The sequence below is a fragment of the Dolichospermum flos-aquae CCAP 1403/13F genome, from assembly GCF_012516395.1.
Taxonomy (GTDB): Bacteria; Cyanobacteriota; Cyanobacteriia; order Cyanobacteriales; family Nostocaceae; genus Dolichospermum; species Dolichospermum lemmermannii.
The window spans coordinates 4,567,139-4,583,359 of record NZ_CP051206.1 but is presented as its reverse complement, the minus strand read 5'-3'; the positions used below and the strand labels follow the sequence as shown (position 1 = coordinate 4,583,359).

The 16,221-nt window shown below is 37.8% G+C and carries 13 protein-coding genes, 1 tRNA gene and 2 pseudogenes; 7 read left to right on the top strand and 9 right to left on the bottom strand.

The window, feature by feature from the left end:
- The first annotated feature begins 138 nt into the window (after positions 1-138).
- Both HGD76_RS21900 and ygfZ read left to right on the top strand, forming a co-directional pair.
- Positions 139-226, top strand: a tRNA-Ser gene (locus HGD76_RS21900).
- A gap of 153 nt (positions 227-379) precedes the next feature.
- Positions 380-1,360, top strand: coding sequence for a CAF17-like 4Fe-4S cluster assembly/insertion protein YgfZ (ygfZ, locus tag HGD76_RS21895; RefSeq protein ID WP_168697028.1), 981 nt, complete (start codon positions 380-382; stop codon positions 1,358-1,360).
- Positions 1,361-1,379: 19 nt separating this feature from the next.
- Here the strand turns inward: ygfZ and HGD76_RS26025 are convergent, their stop codons facing one another.
- The 3 genes from HGD76_RS26025 to HGD76_RS21880 form a co-directional block, all read right to left on the bottom strand.
- Positions 1,380-1,970 carry a DUF5331 domain-containing protein gene (locus HGD76_RS26025; protein ID WP_015083309.1) on the bottom strand — a complete coding sequence of 197 codons (591 nt, stop codon included), beginning with the start codon at positions 1,968-1,970 and terminating at the stop codon, positions 1,380-1,382.
- A gap of 57 nt (positions 1,971-2,027) precedes the next feature.
- Positions 2,028-2,339, bottom strand: a complete 312-nt coding sequence (locus HGD76_RS21885) for a (2Fe-2S) ferredoxin domain-containing protein (protein ID WP_148763768.1) — start codon at positions 2,337-2,339, stop codon at positions 2,028-2,030.
- A 188-nt stretch (positions 2,340-2,527) separates the two neighbouring features.
- Entirely contained in the window at positions 2,528-3,502 is a 975-nt protein-coding gene (locus HGD76_RS21880) for a cysteine synthase A (protein WP_168697027.1), read from the bottom strand.
- A gap of 277 nt (positions 3,503-3,779) precedes the next feature.
- Between HGD76_RS21880 and HGD76_RS21875 the strand changes: the two genes are divergently transcribed.
- Together HGD76_RS21875 and HGD76_RS21870 are read left to right on the top strand one after the other, a co-directional pair.
- Entirely contained in the window at positions 3,780-4,085 is a 306-nt protein-coding gene (locus HGD76_RS21875) for a glutathione S-transferase family protein (RefSeq protein WP_168697026.1), read from the top strand.
- 243 nt (positions 4,086-4,328) lie between these two features.
- Positions 4,329-4,553: pseudogene (locus tag HGD76_RS21870) on the top strand (dynamin family protein); the annotation flags it as partial.
- 60 nt (positions 4,554-4,613) lie between these two features.
- On the opposite strand, the gene HGD76_RS21865 reads toward HGD76_RS21870, so the two are convergent.
- From HGD76_RS21865 to psb34, 3 genes are all read right to left on the bottom strand, one after another.
- Positions 4,614-6,470 carry an ABC transporter ATP-binding protein gene (locus HGD76_RS21865; RefSeq protein ID WP_168697025.1) on the bottom strand — a complete coding sequence of 619 codons (1,857 nt, stop codon included), beginning with the start codon at positions 6,468-6,470 and terminating at the stop codon, positions 4,614-4,616.
- A 30-nt stretch (positions 6,471-6,500) separates the two neighbouring features.
- Positions 6,501-8,660: a tetratricopeptide repeat protein gene (locus HGD76_RS21860; RefSeq protein ID WP_168697024.1), complete on the bottom strand. Its 2,160-nt coding sequence runs from the start codon at positions 8,658-8,660 to the stop codon at positions 6,501-6,503.
- A gap of 213 nt (positions 8,661-8,873) precedes the next feature.
- Complete coding sequence (gene psb34, locus HGD76_RS21855) at positions 8,874-9,053, bottom strand: photosystem II assembly protein Psb34 (RefSeq protein ID WP_168697023.1); 180 nt, start codon at positions 9,051-9,053, stop codon at positions 8,874-8,876.
- A gap of 461 nt (positions 9,054-9,514) precedes the next feature.
- On the opposite strand from psb34, the gene HGD76_RS21850 reads away from it, so the two are divergent.
- A complete protein-coding gene (locus tag HGD76_RS21850) occupies positions 9,515-10,810 on the top strand; it encodes an AAA family ATPase (protein ID WP_168697022.1) in 1,296 nt (431 codons plus the stop codon).
- Positions 10,811-10,812: 2 nt separating this feature from the next.
- Positions 10,813-11,310 carry a hypothetical protein gene (locus HGD76_RS21845; RefSeq protein WP_168697021.1) on the top strand — a complete coding sequence of 166 codons (498 nt, stop codon included), beginning with the start codon at positions 10,813-10,815 and terminating at the stop codon, positions 11,308-11,310.
- Between the two features lie 11 nt (positions 11,311-11,321).
- Here the strand turns inward: HGD76_RS21845 and thiO are convergent, their stop codons facing one another.
- The 3 genes and pseudogenes from thiO to HGD76_RS25615 form a co-directional block, all read right to left on the bottom strand.
- A complete protein-coding gene (thiO, locus tag HGD76_RS21840) occupies positions 11,322-13,280 on the bottom strand; it encodes a glycine oxidase ThiO (RefSeq protein WP_168697020.1) in 1,959 nt (652 codons plus the stop codon).
- 129 nt (positions 13,281-13,409) lie between these two features.
- The gene (locus HGD76_RS21835; protein ID WP_168697019.1) at positions 13,410-13,871 is read right to left on the bottom strand and encodes a hypothetical protein; all 462 of its coding nucleotides are present in this window, start codon (positions 13,869-13,871) and stop codon (positions 13,410-13,412) included.
- A gap of 31 nt (positions 13,872-13,902) precedes the next feature.
- Positions 13,903-14,163: pseudogene (locus HGD76_RS25615) on the bottom strand (hypothetical protein).
- A gap of 168 nt (positions 14,164-14,331) precedes the next feature.
- On the opposite strand from HGD76_RS25615, the gene cimA reads away from it, so the two are divergent.
- Positions 14,332-16,017 (top strand): citramalate synthase, encoded by a 1,686-nt coding sequence (gene cimA, locus HGD76_RS21830; RefSeq protein ID WP_168697018.1) that lies wholly within the window; start codon positions 14,332-14,334, stop codon positions 16,015-16,017.
- Positions 16,018-16,221: the final 204 nt, after the last annotated feature.

Below are 16,221 nucleotides of genomic sequence, written 5' to 3'. Positions count from 1 at the left end.
GAAACTCTCTATAGAATCTCCGCGTCTTTAGACCGGAGAGTGTCAAAACTTGGTCATTGGTCAATGGTCAATGAATCTATTTACAAAATAACTATTGACAAGCTCAAAAACTTCTGCTACGATTATTACTCATGACCTGGAGAGGTGGCTGAGTGGTCGAAAGCGGCAGATTGCTAATCTGTTAAGGGATTATATCCCTTCGGGGGTTCGAATCCCCCCCTCTCCATTTTTACAGAAGCTACATACCGGATTTCTTAAAGAAGTCCGGTATCTGAGTATAAACTAGATCCAAGTTGGAAACTATAGTTTTGAAAGAGCTTGATGTTAACCTACATCCTCTATCCGCTTATGGTGATAATTTTATCAACTCTGTACCACTATGTTAACATCTGCAATTGATACTAACGATATAAATACTATTCAAGCGGTAAGGGAAGGGGTCGTGGTCAGAGATCGCTCTGATTGGGGGCGTATTCGGATTTCTGATGATGATCGTCTCCGCTTTTTACATAATCAAAGCACTAATGATTTTCAATCTCGCAAACCTGGTCAGGGCTGCGATACTGTCATGGTGACATCTACCGCTCGGACGATAGATTTAGTGACTGCTTATGTATTAGATGATGCTGTTTTATTGTTAGTTTCCCCTCACCGTCGTCAGGAACTTATGGCATGGTTAGATCGCTATATCTTCTTTGCAGATAAGGTTAAATTAACTGATGCGACTGAGGAAACGGCAACATTAAGCCTGATTGGACCTCAAAGCCATGCTATCGTCGAAAATTTAGGAGCTGGTGATTTAATTGGTCAACCAGATGGTAATCATATTTTAGTTGATCGGGTGATAGTTGCAGTGGGTAGTGGCCTGGCTGCACCTGGATATACATTGATTTTACCGATTGCCGAAAAACAAATATGGTGGGAGAAAATACTAGGATTGGGGGCTGTGGAATTGAGCGATCGCGCTTGGGAAATGTTACGAATATTACAAGGTCGTCCCGCGACCGATTCAGAACTCACGGATGATTATAACCCCTTGGAAGTGGGTTTATGGCAGACAGTTTCCTTTAGCAAAGGTTGTTATATCGGTCAGGAAACCATTGCCAGACTTAATACATACAAAGGTGTAAAGCAATACCTTTGGGGAATTCGTCTCAGTGCTGCGGCTGAACCAGGAACAGTCATCACCATTGGGGAAGAAAAAGTAGGTAAACTCACCAGCTATACAACCACTCCTGATGGTCATTTTGGACTAGGTTACATCAGAAGTAAAGCTGGTGGAGTTGGCTTAAAAGTACAAGTTGGAGAAACAGAAGGAGAAATAATTGCTATTCCCTTTGTTTCCCACGAATATCCATGAAGTAATGCCTAATTGTCCATTACCCATTTCCTCTACCTGGACACAATTCATCTAGCCAAGACGGAAAAATATTGCTATAAGTAGATGAAATCCCGGTAATATTTGGGCTGGGAATTCCCGTAGTTATCAATCGTTTATCTATTTGTTCCCTGGCCAATCCGACAGGTAGCTTAACTGAAGAATGATGATGAATCGGTGTAGCCACTGCAATCACAGAAATGCCTGTAGTCATTTTCAATAACACCTGTTTGCGTTCTTTGGGTACAGGTGAATCTGTCAAGGCTATATGAGCAGGAGAGGTACTCACAATCTCATTTTTTGCGGTAGAATGCTGGGATTTTAATAAGTTTAATTCCTGTTCAGGATTGAAGTGCAAACACAAAGCTGCAATTATCCTATCAGGATCATTATTTAAATCCAAAATGAAAGGGAGGATTTTTTTTAACTCTGGTTCTAAAGTGGATAAAGTTGCTAAAATGTAACCAGAAGAAGGTCTGCGGATGCCAGCATAATCTTTCCAGATTCGCATTTTAACTAGCCAAGAACGATTTTGTTCATAATAAATTAGCCACTTCATTTTTAATGCTTGACGTAGATGCTGAATATCCATTCATTCCCTCACTTCTTACTGTACTAAATTACAGCATTTATATATTTTCAGTGATCTTTATCCCTGGGGATGAAACCGATAATAAAGCATTTCTTTAACTATTTTACCAGCTAATAAATGTTGTTCCACTAATCTGGGTATTTCTTGAGGTAAAACCCGACAATACCAAACCATTTCGGGTAAAACTAGCACCATTGGACCATTACCACATTGACCTAAACAGCCACTAGCTGCAATTGTCACATTAGGAGCAGGTAAAGCTTGTAAAGCTGCTAATACTTCTTCTGCACCTTGTTTTCTACAAGTACGATGTTGACATACTTTTACAGAAATAGGCAGGGGTTGTTCCTGAGTTGGGACGTTTGACATTTGTTTACAGTTAATTCACTGAAAATATCCAAATATTTACTGTTTTTACTTCCTAGTAACTTTTTTATCAAGACGTTCAGCCAGCCATAATTTAATAATAGAATCAGAAGTAACACCCAAGCACTGGGCTTCATCTAAATCGCCACTATGATACTATATTTGGTATATGTGGCGATCGCTAAGAAATGCTAATTGATCACTAATCCTTTACTGGCTAACCATGCACTATTAAATATTCGTGATTGATAGCGAGAACCACTGTCACACAAAATAGTTACAATAGTATGTCCTGGACCCAACTGTTTAGCTAAAGCCACAGCCGCACCGACATTAATTCCCGTTGAACCACCCATTAATAAACCATCTTTTCTTAATAGTTGATAAACAACACGCAAGGCTTCAGAATCATCAATTTGGATAGCATCATCAATAGGTGCGCCTTCCATATTGGCGGTAATGCGACTATTACCAATACCTTCAGTAATCGAATTACCTGCTATTTTGATTTCACCAGTTTTGATATAGCTATATAGTCCACTACCTAAAGGGTCAGCAACAACACATTTAACGCCCGGATTTTGTTCTTTTAGGTACATTGCCACACCAGCATAAGTACCACCAGTACCAGTTGATGCCACCCAGCCGTCAATTCTACCATTTGTCTGTTGCCAAATCTCTCTACCTGTGGTCTCATAATGGGCTATACGATTGGCTAAATTATCAAACTGATTAGCCCAAATGGCGTTTTCCATTTCCGCCGCAATTCTACCAGATAGTTTAACGTAATTATTCGGATCTTTGTAAGGGACCGCAGGAATAGGACGAACTTCCGCCCCCAAGGTAGTTAAAGCATCTATTTTTTCTTGGGATTGGGTATTGGGAATAATAATCAAGCATTTATAACCTTTGACGTTGCAAATATGTGCCAGTCCAATTCCCGTATTTCCCGCTGTTCCTTCGACTACTGTACCACCGGGTTTGAGAAGTCCTTTTTTTTCTGCATCTTCGATAATATACAGCGCAGCCCGATCTTTGACAGAACCACCAGGGTTCAGATATTCGGCTTTGGCTAAGATTTCACAACCTGTTTCTTCGCTAAAACTGTTTAAACGAATTAATGGGGTGTTACCAATTGTACCAACAAATCCATTTTTGATATCCATTTTGCATCTACCTGAGTTTTTCCCAATCAAATTTTGACATTTTTATGTAATTTCGTTTCGCGCAAAGACGCTAAGGAGCAAAGACGCTAAGGAAGAAATACATTAAAGTTGCTATAATCTCAATTCTAATGGGATCTTCTTCCCGAAAATTTCTGAAAAGCAAGTACAAAAGATTGAATTTAAACTCAATCTAGCAATGTTAATATTGCTTTGGTTGTTTCTGTGCGTAATTTATCATACAATATACTAAATGATTTCATAAACAAGGTGGACATTAATGAAATCTCCCCATGAACACAATCAAGACATTCAACGTCAGCTAGAAAAGCGACTCCGAGAAATGGATGATCAAATCAATGCTATTGATCAACCTATTTATAAAACTCAGAAACATCAACCAGAACAATCTCAAAAACCTTGGCTAAGAAAAATCATTCTTGGTGGAAAATTTTTTGGTTTGGCTGTTGCAACTATAGTTGCAGTTCGAGTAGCCTCAGTTTTAGCCGGAATTATTATTTTTGGGGCTTTGGCTTTTCTTTTTTACAAACTTTTCTTAGAATCGCAAATTAAAAACTCTAAATAAAGTATAATCATCATGAATTATCAAGTGGGAACTGAGCAATTTATAAATGATTTAGAACGGGTTTCTCAGGTTCGTTTAGAAATTGCTATTTGTTTAGCTTATTACAGCTAATTATAAGTAGGTTGGGTTGACGCAAGGAAACCCAATACAGATTTTTTCTCACGCTCCAGACGCAGAGGCGCCAAAGCAGAAGGAACTGGAGAAACAAGAGTATTAATAAAATATAATTGACAAATAATAATCATGCAGCAAAAATATCAAGGTTATAGGGAATTAATAGATATTTTAAAATCTACCTGTAAAGTATTGAATTTAGATAGAAATTCTCAACTACATCAAGATGTAAATTATATTTGTGATTATTTAGTTAATCCTAATTTTCAGATTGCTGTATTTGGACTATTTAATCATGGTAAGTCAACTTTACTAAATGCGATGTTAGGAAATCGGACTTTACCCATTGATTTAAATGATCATCATCAATAAGATCCCCGACTTCTTGGAGAAGTCGGGGATCTAAATCTGACATTATCCGATTCTATTTCTGATCCTTTCTGGACTACCTGTAGGAATTGCAGCGATTAGTTTTTGTGTATATTCTTCTTTTGGTTCTAAGTAAATACTGTCAGATGTCCCTGATTCCACTATTTTCCCTTGATTCATCACTAAAATGCGATCGCTCAAAAATTTGACTACACTTAAATCATGGGAAATAAAAATGTAAGTTAGTTGAAAATCCTCTTGTAATTCTTTCAATAAATTGAGAACTTGCGCTTGCACAGATACGTCTAAAGCTGAAACTGACTCATCACAAATAATAAACTTAGGATTTAAAGCCAAAGCGCGAGCAATACAAACCCGTTGACGCTGACCACCGGAAAACTGATGAGGATATTTTTTCATATCATCTGCACTTAAACCCACCCGTTCCAACAGTTCCACTACCCTAGCTTGTCGCTGTTGTTTCGACTTACCGACACCATGAATTAACAGCGGTTCTACAATCGCTTCCCCAATCTTAATCCGGGGGTTGAGGGAACTAAAAGGATTTTGGAAAATAATTTGCATTTCCCGTCGTAAGTGCTGCAAAGTTTTCCCAGTCAAGTGAGTAATATCCTGTCCATTAAATAATATTTTACCGCTCATCGGTTCGATTAATCGCAGCAATGTTCTACCTAAAGTAGTTTTACCGCAACCAGATTCTCCCACCAATCCCAAGGTTTCTCCCGGAAAAACATCAAAGGAAACCCCATTTACAGCCTTATGGTAACGTTTTGTGCTGCCAAATACCCCCCGGACTGGAAAACCCACTTCTAAGTTACTAACAGTCAACAGAGGTGTTTGTGAACTAATATTTGCTAATCTTGCGTTAGTCTCGTCCCTAGTAGTTTCTGCTGGTTGTGCAGGTTCTTTACTCTGAATTGTCACTTTTCCAAATTCATCTTCTGTCACCCTCATGTAGTCAGAAACAGTCAGCAGTTTGTGGGGACGACGATTCAAACTAGGACGACAAGCTACAAGTCCTTTCGTATAAGGATGTTGGGGGTTATTGAAAATTTGTGCTGCTGCACCATATTCGACAATTTTACCTTTATACATCACTGCTACTTGGTCAGTAATTTCCGCAATTAACCCCAAATCATGGCTAATAAAAATCATTGCCATATTGCGACTTTGTTGCAGTTCATATAACAATGCTAGAATTGTCGCTTGCACAGTCACATCTAAGGCTGTAGTTGGTTCATCAGCAATTAATACAGATGGATTGCAAGAGATAGCCATGGCAATCATAACTCGTTGCAATTGTCCTCCAGATAGCTCATGGGGATATCTTTCCAACATAGCTTCTTTGTGTTCTTTCACCAACTGTGCTAATTTAAAACTACCTGATGCAGATAAATTATGATCAAGATACTGTTCCTCAATTTGTTCATCACTAGCTAAAAGTTTAACTTCTTGTAAACCCGCGATCGCAATTCTTTTCGCTTCAATTGCATTTACATTCTGATGTCGCATAATAGCTTCTTGCAACTGAAACCCGATAGTATAAACCGGATTTAAAGAACTCATTGGTTCTTGAAAAATCATCGCAATATCACCACCTCGATAAAGCTGCATTTCTTGAGGTGATAATGCTAATAAATCCAGCGGTTGTCCACTTGTCCGAGAAAAGAAAATTTTCCCTCCACTCACTTTTCCTGGATATTGCAACAAACCCATGATTGCTAAAGCCGTAACCGACTTTCCACTTCCCGACTCTCCCACTATTCCTAAAGTCTCACCCTGATGTAGCTGAAAACTAATATCATCAATAGCTTTTACTTTACTGCTGTCACTGATAAATTCAACTTGTAGATTGCGAACCCCTAAAACTGTTTCTTTCATATTACCAATTACCAATTACCAATTACCAAATTACAACTTAGGTAAGACATTTGGCAATAAATGTCCTGGAAGCTTAGATAAAGCTAAATTTTGTCCTTGAATTCCTAACTCATTGTGAAAAGCCCGAATTGTGCTAATAATATAGCTGATTGTTGTTTGATAATTTTCTGTTTGTCTATCAAATCCACTTAACGCTTGTAAATGATTTTCTAAAGCGGCTTCTAACTGTTGAGAAAGCATTTTTTTATCCCCATTAAAAGACAGATTTATCACTAAATAATAATGAGCTAATCCTAAATTATTGTGTGTCATCCATAAATCAAAACTTAAAGGTAGACTACTAAGTGAGTGAGCCGTATTCACAGCTTCTTTATAAGCATTAATACATAATTTTACGAATTTTTGTTGATCTTCTTTTATTGTTTGTGGCTGATTTGCTAGATGCCAGTAAGCGATACCCAGATTATTTTGAGTAGCAGCATAGGATTGAGGAACATCCACAGATGTTCGATATTTTAGGGCTTCATTATAAACCTGAATTGCTAACTGGAGATTTTCTATTGGTTGTTCATATTGGGAAAGATTCCAATAAGCCGTACCCATATTATTTTGAATCATCGCATATTTTAGGGGATCATTTGTTTGTTGATAGTGAACGACTGCTAACTTATAAGCAGAAATCGCTTTGGTGAGATTTTCTACAGGTTGATCGTACTGCCCTAGATGCCAATAAGCTGTACCTAAATTGTTCTGACAAGCAGCATATTTTAAAGGTTCTATTTCTTCTTGTCGGTAACGAATGGCTTCATCATAAGCAATAACTGCGGACTGCCAATTTTCTACAGGTTCAGCAAATTTTGCTAAGTCACCATAGGCAGTACCCAGGTTATTTTGAATCCGCGTATAAGTTTCTGGCTGAGTATCACCTGTAATTATCTTGAGTGCTAATTTATAAAAGTCTACCCCTTGTTGAATATAAATTTTTGCTTCTTCAGAATTATCAGGGATGCGGTGCAACATCCAGTAAAGTGTCCCCAAATCATTCAAAATATCTGGAAGTTGTGGAGAATTTTCATCATAATTAACTGCTTCCTGATAAGCTAGAATTGCTATCATCAAATTTTCCACAGTTGCTTGTCCTTGCTCAATCTGCAACCGATAGAAATTACCAAGATTCTGATAAGCTATCCCTAACTCTTCTCCCTTAGCTGTTTGAATATGTAACTGTTCAATTTCCCAGAGTAATTGTTGAATTTGATCACTATCATCAGCATTTATTGTTGCCTTAATTAATCCTTGCAACTCCTGGTTAATATGAGATAAGGAAGGGAAATGCTGATTAGTTGTTATTTGAGGAGATTGAACCGGAAATTTATCTGGTATTTGTGTTAAATCTGTGGTTGAAGTTAAAGGCAAATCAAACTCATTTGTTTGTTTGATGTCTTGAGAAACTTCCTCTTCATTAACAACTAAATGCTCTAAATTTTCTTGACCTAAATTATAGGAATCTGCAAATTTTTCTGGATAACCTCTATTATCTATAGTTGGTGTCGGTTCTCCTGCAAATACAAATACGCCGGTTCGACAATGCCAAAATTTTGCTGCTGATTGCTGAATCGCAGACAACCAAGGACGAGAAACCCAAAATAAAAGACTAGATTCTACAAAGTGACTAGATTCCTGACTTGATAAATGCTGTTCACCTAAACGGAGATAATTTAAAAATAAACGTTGTACTGCTACTGGTTCTTTAGTCAGCATTTCTACCCCGACAATCTGAAATCCCGGCATTGGTAAGGGACGGCCAGGATTATCTGTTGATCCTCCCACCTTAGGGGGTGGATAATTAGCTAACCATTGATTGATTTGCGCTATAGGATTAGGATCACTTAAATTTAGACGCAGAGTGACTAATCGCGGATAAGCTGGCGTGCTAAAATCTCCCACATTAGCTCGCTGATATATGACCTTACCCACTGGATAAGCTAGAGTGGAGTGTAACCGCGCTGCTATCCGATTTCTTAAATGTAAATTATCACATATAGCAAATAGGATTTGTCTACGTAAACCCAGACTCAGAGCAAGTTTTAGGCGTTGATATACTTGCCGATTCAAACTAATGTTTTCTGTATGTACAGTTTCATTCACGCTTGTATTTAGTTGAGTTTTAGCCCTATTTTCTGTATACATCCTGACTGAATAAATTAAATATTAATGTCACATCTTATAATTTGGATTTTCACAGAGATGTTTTCTTTTTCAGGATGAATCAAGTTTTGTGGGCTAGAATCTTAAAAAAAGACGATAATTATACTTGCATTTTTTTATTCTAACAAAAAATCAGGCTCTTGATCAAAATAAGAACCTGAAATCAGGAAAGGCTACTAAAGGGCAGTTTTCCAATTAGCTAACATTAGAGACAGTGAAAGCGACAAAAATTACCCCTCCAATTAAAAGCATCGCTGCAATTCCTAAGATAATATAATTACGCTTTTGGGAGTTTGTTGGTGGTTCAGCTTGATAAAGCTTGGGTTCTTTAGCAAAGTTATTGAGAAGACCACCCTCTTCGTTTGTGTAAGGCATGAAGTGATTCCTTATTATCTTTCTTTACTTAATGTTAAATAAATTTTACAGCACTCTCATAAAAATAGTTACATTAATCAAAGTTTCTGGGATTTTGGCTGCTGTCTTGACAAAATAGACAATTTATGTTTAATTTTGTGCTATTCTATTTCACCTGACTGTCAATTCAGGAAGAGAATTCATTCCTAATTAGAGGGTGTTTGAAAAGTTATGGTTGATGTATCAAATATTTTTTACCCCACCCTAACCCTCCCCTTGTAAAGGGGAGGGAACTGGATTTTTATTGTTTCCCCCCTTTACAAGGGGAAAGGGGGGTAGCAATGTGATGAAAATTACGGAATACCACTTTTCAAACATCCTCTTAAGCGCGAAGTTCAGTTACATGACTATTTGCCATCAAATTTTTGTTACACTGTTCATAGTGATTTATATTTTTGAATCTCAATCAAAACATCATAATTATGCAAAGAATCTCTATAGAAAATTTTGGTCCTGTTAAAAAATTTGAGGCTGATGTTACGGATATAATGCTGTTAATTGGACCCCAAGCAAGTGGTAAAAGTACAATTAGTAAATCTATTTTTATATTTAAATCTATTAAAGATGAAATAATTGATTCTCTTTATAATTCTAATTTAGAGCAGTTTAAAGATTCTATGTATGTATTATTAAATCATATAAAAATAAATTTTCTTAAATATTTCGGTTTAAAACAAAATTGTGAATCATTTTGTGTTAAGTATCAATACTCAAACGACAAACATATAACAATTTATAAATCTGACAATCATCTAAATATTAAATTAAGTTTAATACTTGAGAAAGAATTAAAGCTGCTAGTTACAGAAATTTTAAATTACAAAATAATTTTTCAAGAACAACAAAATAAATTTAAATCATTAGAAGAATTACGAGAAATAGAATCAGATAAAAGATTACAGTTTAAAAATTTCAAATCACGTATTGATAAAATATTTGAAGAAACACACTCATCCGTATTTATTCCTGCTGGTAGAAGTTTGATGTCTACATTAACAGATCAACTTCAAGAAATCAAAAATCCAGATACATTAGACTATTTTACCAAATCTTTTGTTGAGAGAATTAATTTATTAAAAACTTACTTTACTAATGACTTAAATACTCTCATTCAGAATAAAGATGTCGCTTTAAATCTAGCTGATGATTTATCAAGACTATTAAAAAAAATCCTCAAAGGTGAATATAGATTTAATGCTGATATTGATAAAGAAAGAATTTATTTTAAAAATAACCAATATGTGAAACTACAATATGCTTCTTCAGGACAACAAGAATCTGTCTGGATTTTATTGCTGATATTTCGATATATTTTAGATGAAACGAGTGTTTCCGTAATATTTGAAGAACCAGAAGCACATCTTTATCCTGAAACCCAAAGTGATATTGTAGAACTGATTGGTTTATTAGCAAATGTTTATAATAATCAAATAATTATAACTACTCATAGTCCTTATATTTTATCTGCTTTCAATAATCTTTTATATGCTTATCAAGTAGGTAAAAATAAAATAGGTGATGAAAGAGAAGCAGTAGAAAGTATTGTTAATAGTAAAAGTTGGATTGATCCAAATCGCATTTCAGCTTACTTTATTTCTGAAAATGGCTATGAATCAATTATTGATGAAGAACTAAAATTAATTCAAGCGGAAAAAATAGATAGCGCATCCAGTATAATTAATAACAAATTTAATGATTTGTTCAACCTGGATGAATAACTATGTGTAACGATTTATTTAGAGAAAGTGAATGTAAGGAATTTTGTGATACTAGAAAAACCATAGTTGTCAGAGATTCAGGAAATAAACAAGAGTATAGAATCACCAATAAAAACGGTAAAGAGATTTGTAAGATTAAGGTTGATGGTTGCTTAATTAAAGAAGGTGAAAGATGTGATTACCTAATTTTATCCTGTGAAGATAAATCAGCGTTTTTTGTAGAATTAAAGGGACATGATTTACAAAAAGCACTTAGCCAAATAGATTCATCTATAAATAAACTAAAAGATGAAATACCAGAACTTCAAGAATTTAAAATATATGCACGTATTGTATTAAATAGAAATCCCACACCTGATATTAATAGTTCTATAGAAATTAAGCTCAAGAAACGTCTTAAACAACAAAATGGCAAAGATTCTGGTGATCTGATCAAATATAAAAGTCAGGTTTTAGAAGAAAATCAGATCCCCGACTTCTTCAAGAAGTCGGGGATCTAAGTAAATACAAATTAGCCCGTAATAGTCCCCGTCAAAGGTGAACTAGCACTAGCGTAATCCTTCGTGGGCATTCTGCCGGCTAAATAAGCCATGCGACCGGCTACCGTTGCTAAATTCATCGCATAAGCCATTGCTGGGGCATTCTCAGCCAGGGCGATCGCACTATTAATTAATAACGCATCCGCCCCCAATTCCATCGCCTCAGCAGCCTCAGAGGGCGCACCAATGCCGGCATCTACCACTACGGGAATATGGGCATTTTCAATAATAATCTGAATATTGGCAGTTGTTTGCAGTCCTTGTCCCGAACCAATAGGGGCAGCCAAAGGCATAACCGTGGCACAACCCACCTCTTCTAGTCTCTTGGCTAACATGGGATCAGCATTAATATAAGGCAATACAGCAAAACCTTCTTTTACCAACTGTTCCGCAGCTTGTAAAGTGCCAATGGGATCAGGTAATAAATACTTGGCATCAGGTATCACTTCTAACTTAACAAAATTATTATCTTCCTGTCCCAATAACTTCGCCATTTCCCGTCCTAACCGTGCCACTCGCACCGCTTCTTCTGCGGTTTGACAGCCAGCGGTATTGGGTAACATCCAGATTTTACTCCAATCTAGTGCCTCTGCTAAACCTTCATGTCCTGGGGCGTTGGTTTGTACCCGTCGCACAGCTACCGTGACAATTTGACAACCACTAGCAGCGACACTTTGCTGCATTTCTCGGATATTGCGATATTTACCGGTTCCCGTCATTAACCGAGATTTGAAGCTTTTGCCGGCAATAATTAATGGTGAATCGGGAACAATTAAATCTGATATTTCTGGGTTACGGTGTCCGTTAGTGGCAGGAGTCGCGTGAATTAACATTGGTGTAGTAGTAGATGACACAGTAGAAAAGCGAGAATAATGAAAATTAGCTAAAAGAGGATCTGCTTTTTGTTCACAAATCAAATCAGCAATTAATGTGGCTGTAATTGGTGCAAGTAAAATACCATTGCGGTGATGACCAGTAGCCAAGGTTAAGTTACTACAATAACTATGACCCAAAATAGGGAACTCATCGGGAGTAGCGGGACGAAATCCCCACCAAAGTTCTTGTAGAGGATAATTCTCTAGTTGGGGATATAGTCGTATAGCTGATTGTAATAAACTTTGAATGCCCCCAGGGGTATTATGGGCAGTAAATCCTACATCTTCGCTAGTTGCACCAATAATGATAGAGCGATTGCGGCGGGGAACAATATAAATATTTTCACCAAACAACACCCTGGTTAAAGGTAATTCAGTCACAAAGTCCGGGACTCGCACGCTCAACATTTGTCCTTTGCGGGGACGCACTGGTAAAGGTAATAATTGATTCGTCCAAGCACCAGCAGTTAAAAGATAATGATCAGCGAGAAGTAACCCAGTATTAGTTTGTACACCAATAACTTTTCCCTGTTGTTGAGAAATCGCTTCTACTGTAATTCCATCTTGGAAAACAACACCCAAAGAGGTAGCCGCAGTTCGCAGAACTTTCATTAAAGCCCTGTTATCAACTTGCCCATCTTCAGGATACCACCAGCCACCAACCACATCTGCACCCAAACCTGTTTGATATTGGTTAATCGTATTTTTATCTAACCAGTTAGCGTTTTTGTGTTCCTGGTTTTCAGGTTGTTGATACAATGGTGCGAGGATACCGCAAGGCCAATAACCTGTATTGTTTAAATCTTTTGTGGCGGTTAATTTTGTTAATTTTTCCGTCCAGTCTAAATATAAATTACGCGATCGCCGACATAAAGACAACATCGCCTCATTAGTAATATTTTCCGCATCAGGCGCTAACATTCCCGCTGCTGCATGGCTGGCTGCGGCAGTAAAATCACGGCAAATTACAGTTACATTTGCACCCCGTAATTTGAGTTCAATACCGCAAGCCAACCCGATAATACCACCACCAATAATTAAAACATCATTAGTCATTAGTCATTAGTCAATTAGTTATTAGTAAATAACTAATAACTCATAAATGGCTCAGAGGGGGTGGAAATTGGTCATTGGTCATGAGTTTTTTAATTTTGACCTTTGACCTCTAACTAAATTTTTCCCTAGTTACCACAAAGCCCGGATTGGTGCTTTGTTTTGATTGGTATTGCTACCAGAATTTGAATTACGTTCTGTAGTAGAAGTTTCATTGTCAGAACTGGAACTGTCATTTGTAGAACTGGAACTTTTATTACTATCACTTGTTTCTTGTGTAGTATTAGCAGAATTGTTGGTAGTCTCTGTAGAAGCATTACTTTGAGCTACACGGGTATTCCGAGGGTTTTCACTGGCAGAATTAGAATTGTTTCCGCTGGAAATTTCTGACTCATTACTACTAGTATTTTCCGAATCATTCCCATTCGCAGCACTATTAACATTAATATTAGCGGGAAGAACGCTAGATTCTTTGCGTCCTTGGGGAACATTAGCAGTTTGTTGTCCGCCCATAGGAAAATTAATTCCCAGTAACGTACCTAGTAAAATTGCTACGCCGCCAGCCATTAAAATCAAGGGTGTCCATCTACCCATCTTGTTTCTCTCCTTGTTAACCTTCTGGTATCTAAACTAATTGAGAACCTTGACCCCAAAACCCATAAAATCTAGTTACTTTGACATCACCTAAAACCTGAATTTGGCAAGTTAAACCCAGGCCGTTTGTAGGAGAATGGGAAGGAAGCGATTCCTAGATTGTGCTAGTTCCCTCCGGGACGCTTTGCGAACGCTATCGCTGTGTTTGCTTAGGCTAACTCACTGCGGACACCTCACTTTCTACTGTAACCGCATAAGTACCATAAGTGCCAATGCCTCGACAGTTGATCATCTCTGTGTACCTTATCCCCAGCCTCTTCTTTACACTCAATTAATTTACTTGGCCTTACTAACTGAGGGATATTGAAATTACCGAAATAGCGTTTTGTTGTATATTGGCACATCGCCGCAAATTTGTCTCTCAGGTGTCAGTGTTGAACCAACGGTTCACCCAATTTTTATGACCACAACTCCCTCAAATCAACTTTGGATCTATGACACTACTCTCCGCGACGGAACTCAACGAGAAGGACTGTCAGTGTCCATAGAAGATAAGTTACGCATTGCTCACAAACTTGATGAATTGGGTATACCCTTTATTGAAGGTGGTTGGCCGGGAGCAAATCCCAAAGATGTCCAATTCTTCGAGCAACTTCAAACAAATCCCCTCAAACAAGCAGAAGTTGTCCCTTTTTGTTCCACCCGTCGTCCTCACACCAAAGCAGTAGATGAACCCATGCTCCAAGCGATTTTGGCGGCAGATACGCGCTGGGTGACAATTTTCGGTAAATCTTGGGATTTGCACGTTACAGCCGGACTCAAGACCAGTCTGGCGGAAAATCTAGCCATGATTGGCGACACAATCGAGTATTTGCGTTCTCAAGGACGGCGAGTAATTTACGATGCTGAACATTGGTTTGATGGTTATAAGCAAAATCCTGATTATGCTTTACAGACGTTGACAGCAGCAGTCACAGCAGGTGCAGAATGGTTAGTTTTATGTGATACCAATGGTGGGACTTTACCTCATGAAGTTTCGCAAATTGTGTCAGTTGTCAGTGGTCAGTTGTCAGTTGTGAGTCAGCGCGGTCTTGGGGGTTTCCCCCATGAGCGACTGACGAACCCCGAAGGGGTTAGTTGTCAAGAAAAAATTCCCCAAATAGGAATACATACTCATAATGATTCAGAAATGGCGGTGGCGAATGCCTTAGTGGCAGTTATGGCTGGAGCTAGAATGGTACAAGGAACAATTAACGGTTATGGGGAACGTTGCGGTAATGCAAATCTGTGTTCTGTGATTCCCAATTTACAGCTAAAGCTGGGTTATAGTTGTATCGGTGAACACCAGCTAAATCAGCTTACAGAAGCTAGTCGGTTTGTCAGTGAAGTTGTTAATCTCGCACCTGACGAACACGCACCTTTTGTGGGACTTTCGGCTTTTGCTCATAAAGGGGGAATTCATGTCTCTGCGGTGGCACGGAATCCTTTAACCTATGAACATATTCAACCGGAATTGGTCGGAAATCACCGCCGGATTGTCATTTCTGAACAGTCTGGTTTAAGTAATGTCTTAGCTAAAGCTCGCAGTTGTGGGATTGAATTAGATAAGGATCATCCCCAAGCTAGACAAATTCTTCACCGCATGAAGGAATTGGAAAGTCAAGGCTATCAATTTGAAGCCGCAGAAGCTAGTTTTATTCTTTTGATGTATGAGGCTTTATCCTGTCGTCAGCAGTTTTTTGAAGTTCAAGGTTTTCAAGTCCATTGTGATTTGGTGGAAATGAAGGAATCTACTAATTCTTTAGCAACTGTGAAAGTTGCTGTTAATGGTAAAAATATTCTCGAAGCCGCAGAAGGTAATGGACCAGTAGCCGCTTTGGATGCCGCTTTGCGGAAGGCTTTAGTGAATTTTTATCCCCAAATTGCCGATTTTGAATTGACTGATTATAAGGTGAGAATTCTCAATGGAAATACGGGAACATCTGCTAAAACTCGCGCTTTAGTAGAATCAGGTAATGGTCAACAACGCTGGACTACTGTAGGAGTTTCTAGCAATATTTTGGAGGCTTCTTATCAAGCTGTGGTTGAAGGTTTGGAATATGGGTTATTGCTGCATTTCCAAGCTGAAAAGGCGTTGGAAGTTTAGAGGTTGATAAATTTTGGTAGAGATGTTTAATGTCTCTACCTGATTAATGTCTGATAGCGTAGCGTGGCGTAGCCATATCAGGATTTACAGGATTAAAGGATTTACAGGATGTTAATTTGCATCTAAAGATAAAAGATAACCGACTTTTGATATAATTGATATTGATAAATGAGAAAATGTAGAAAAAAGTTAGGTATCTGACAA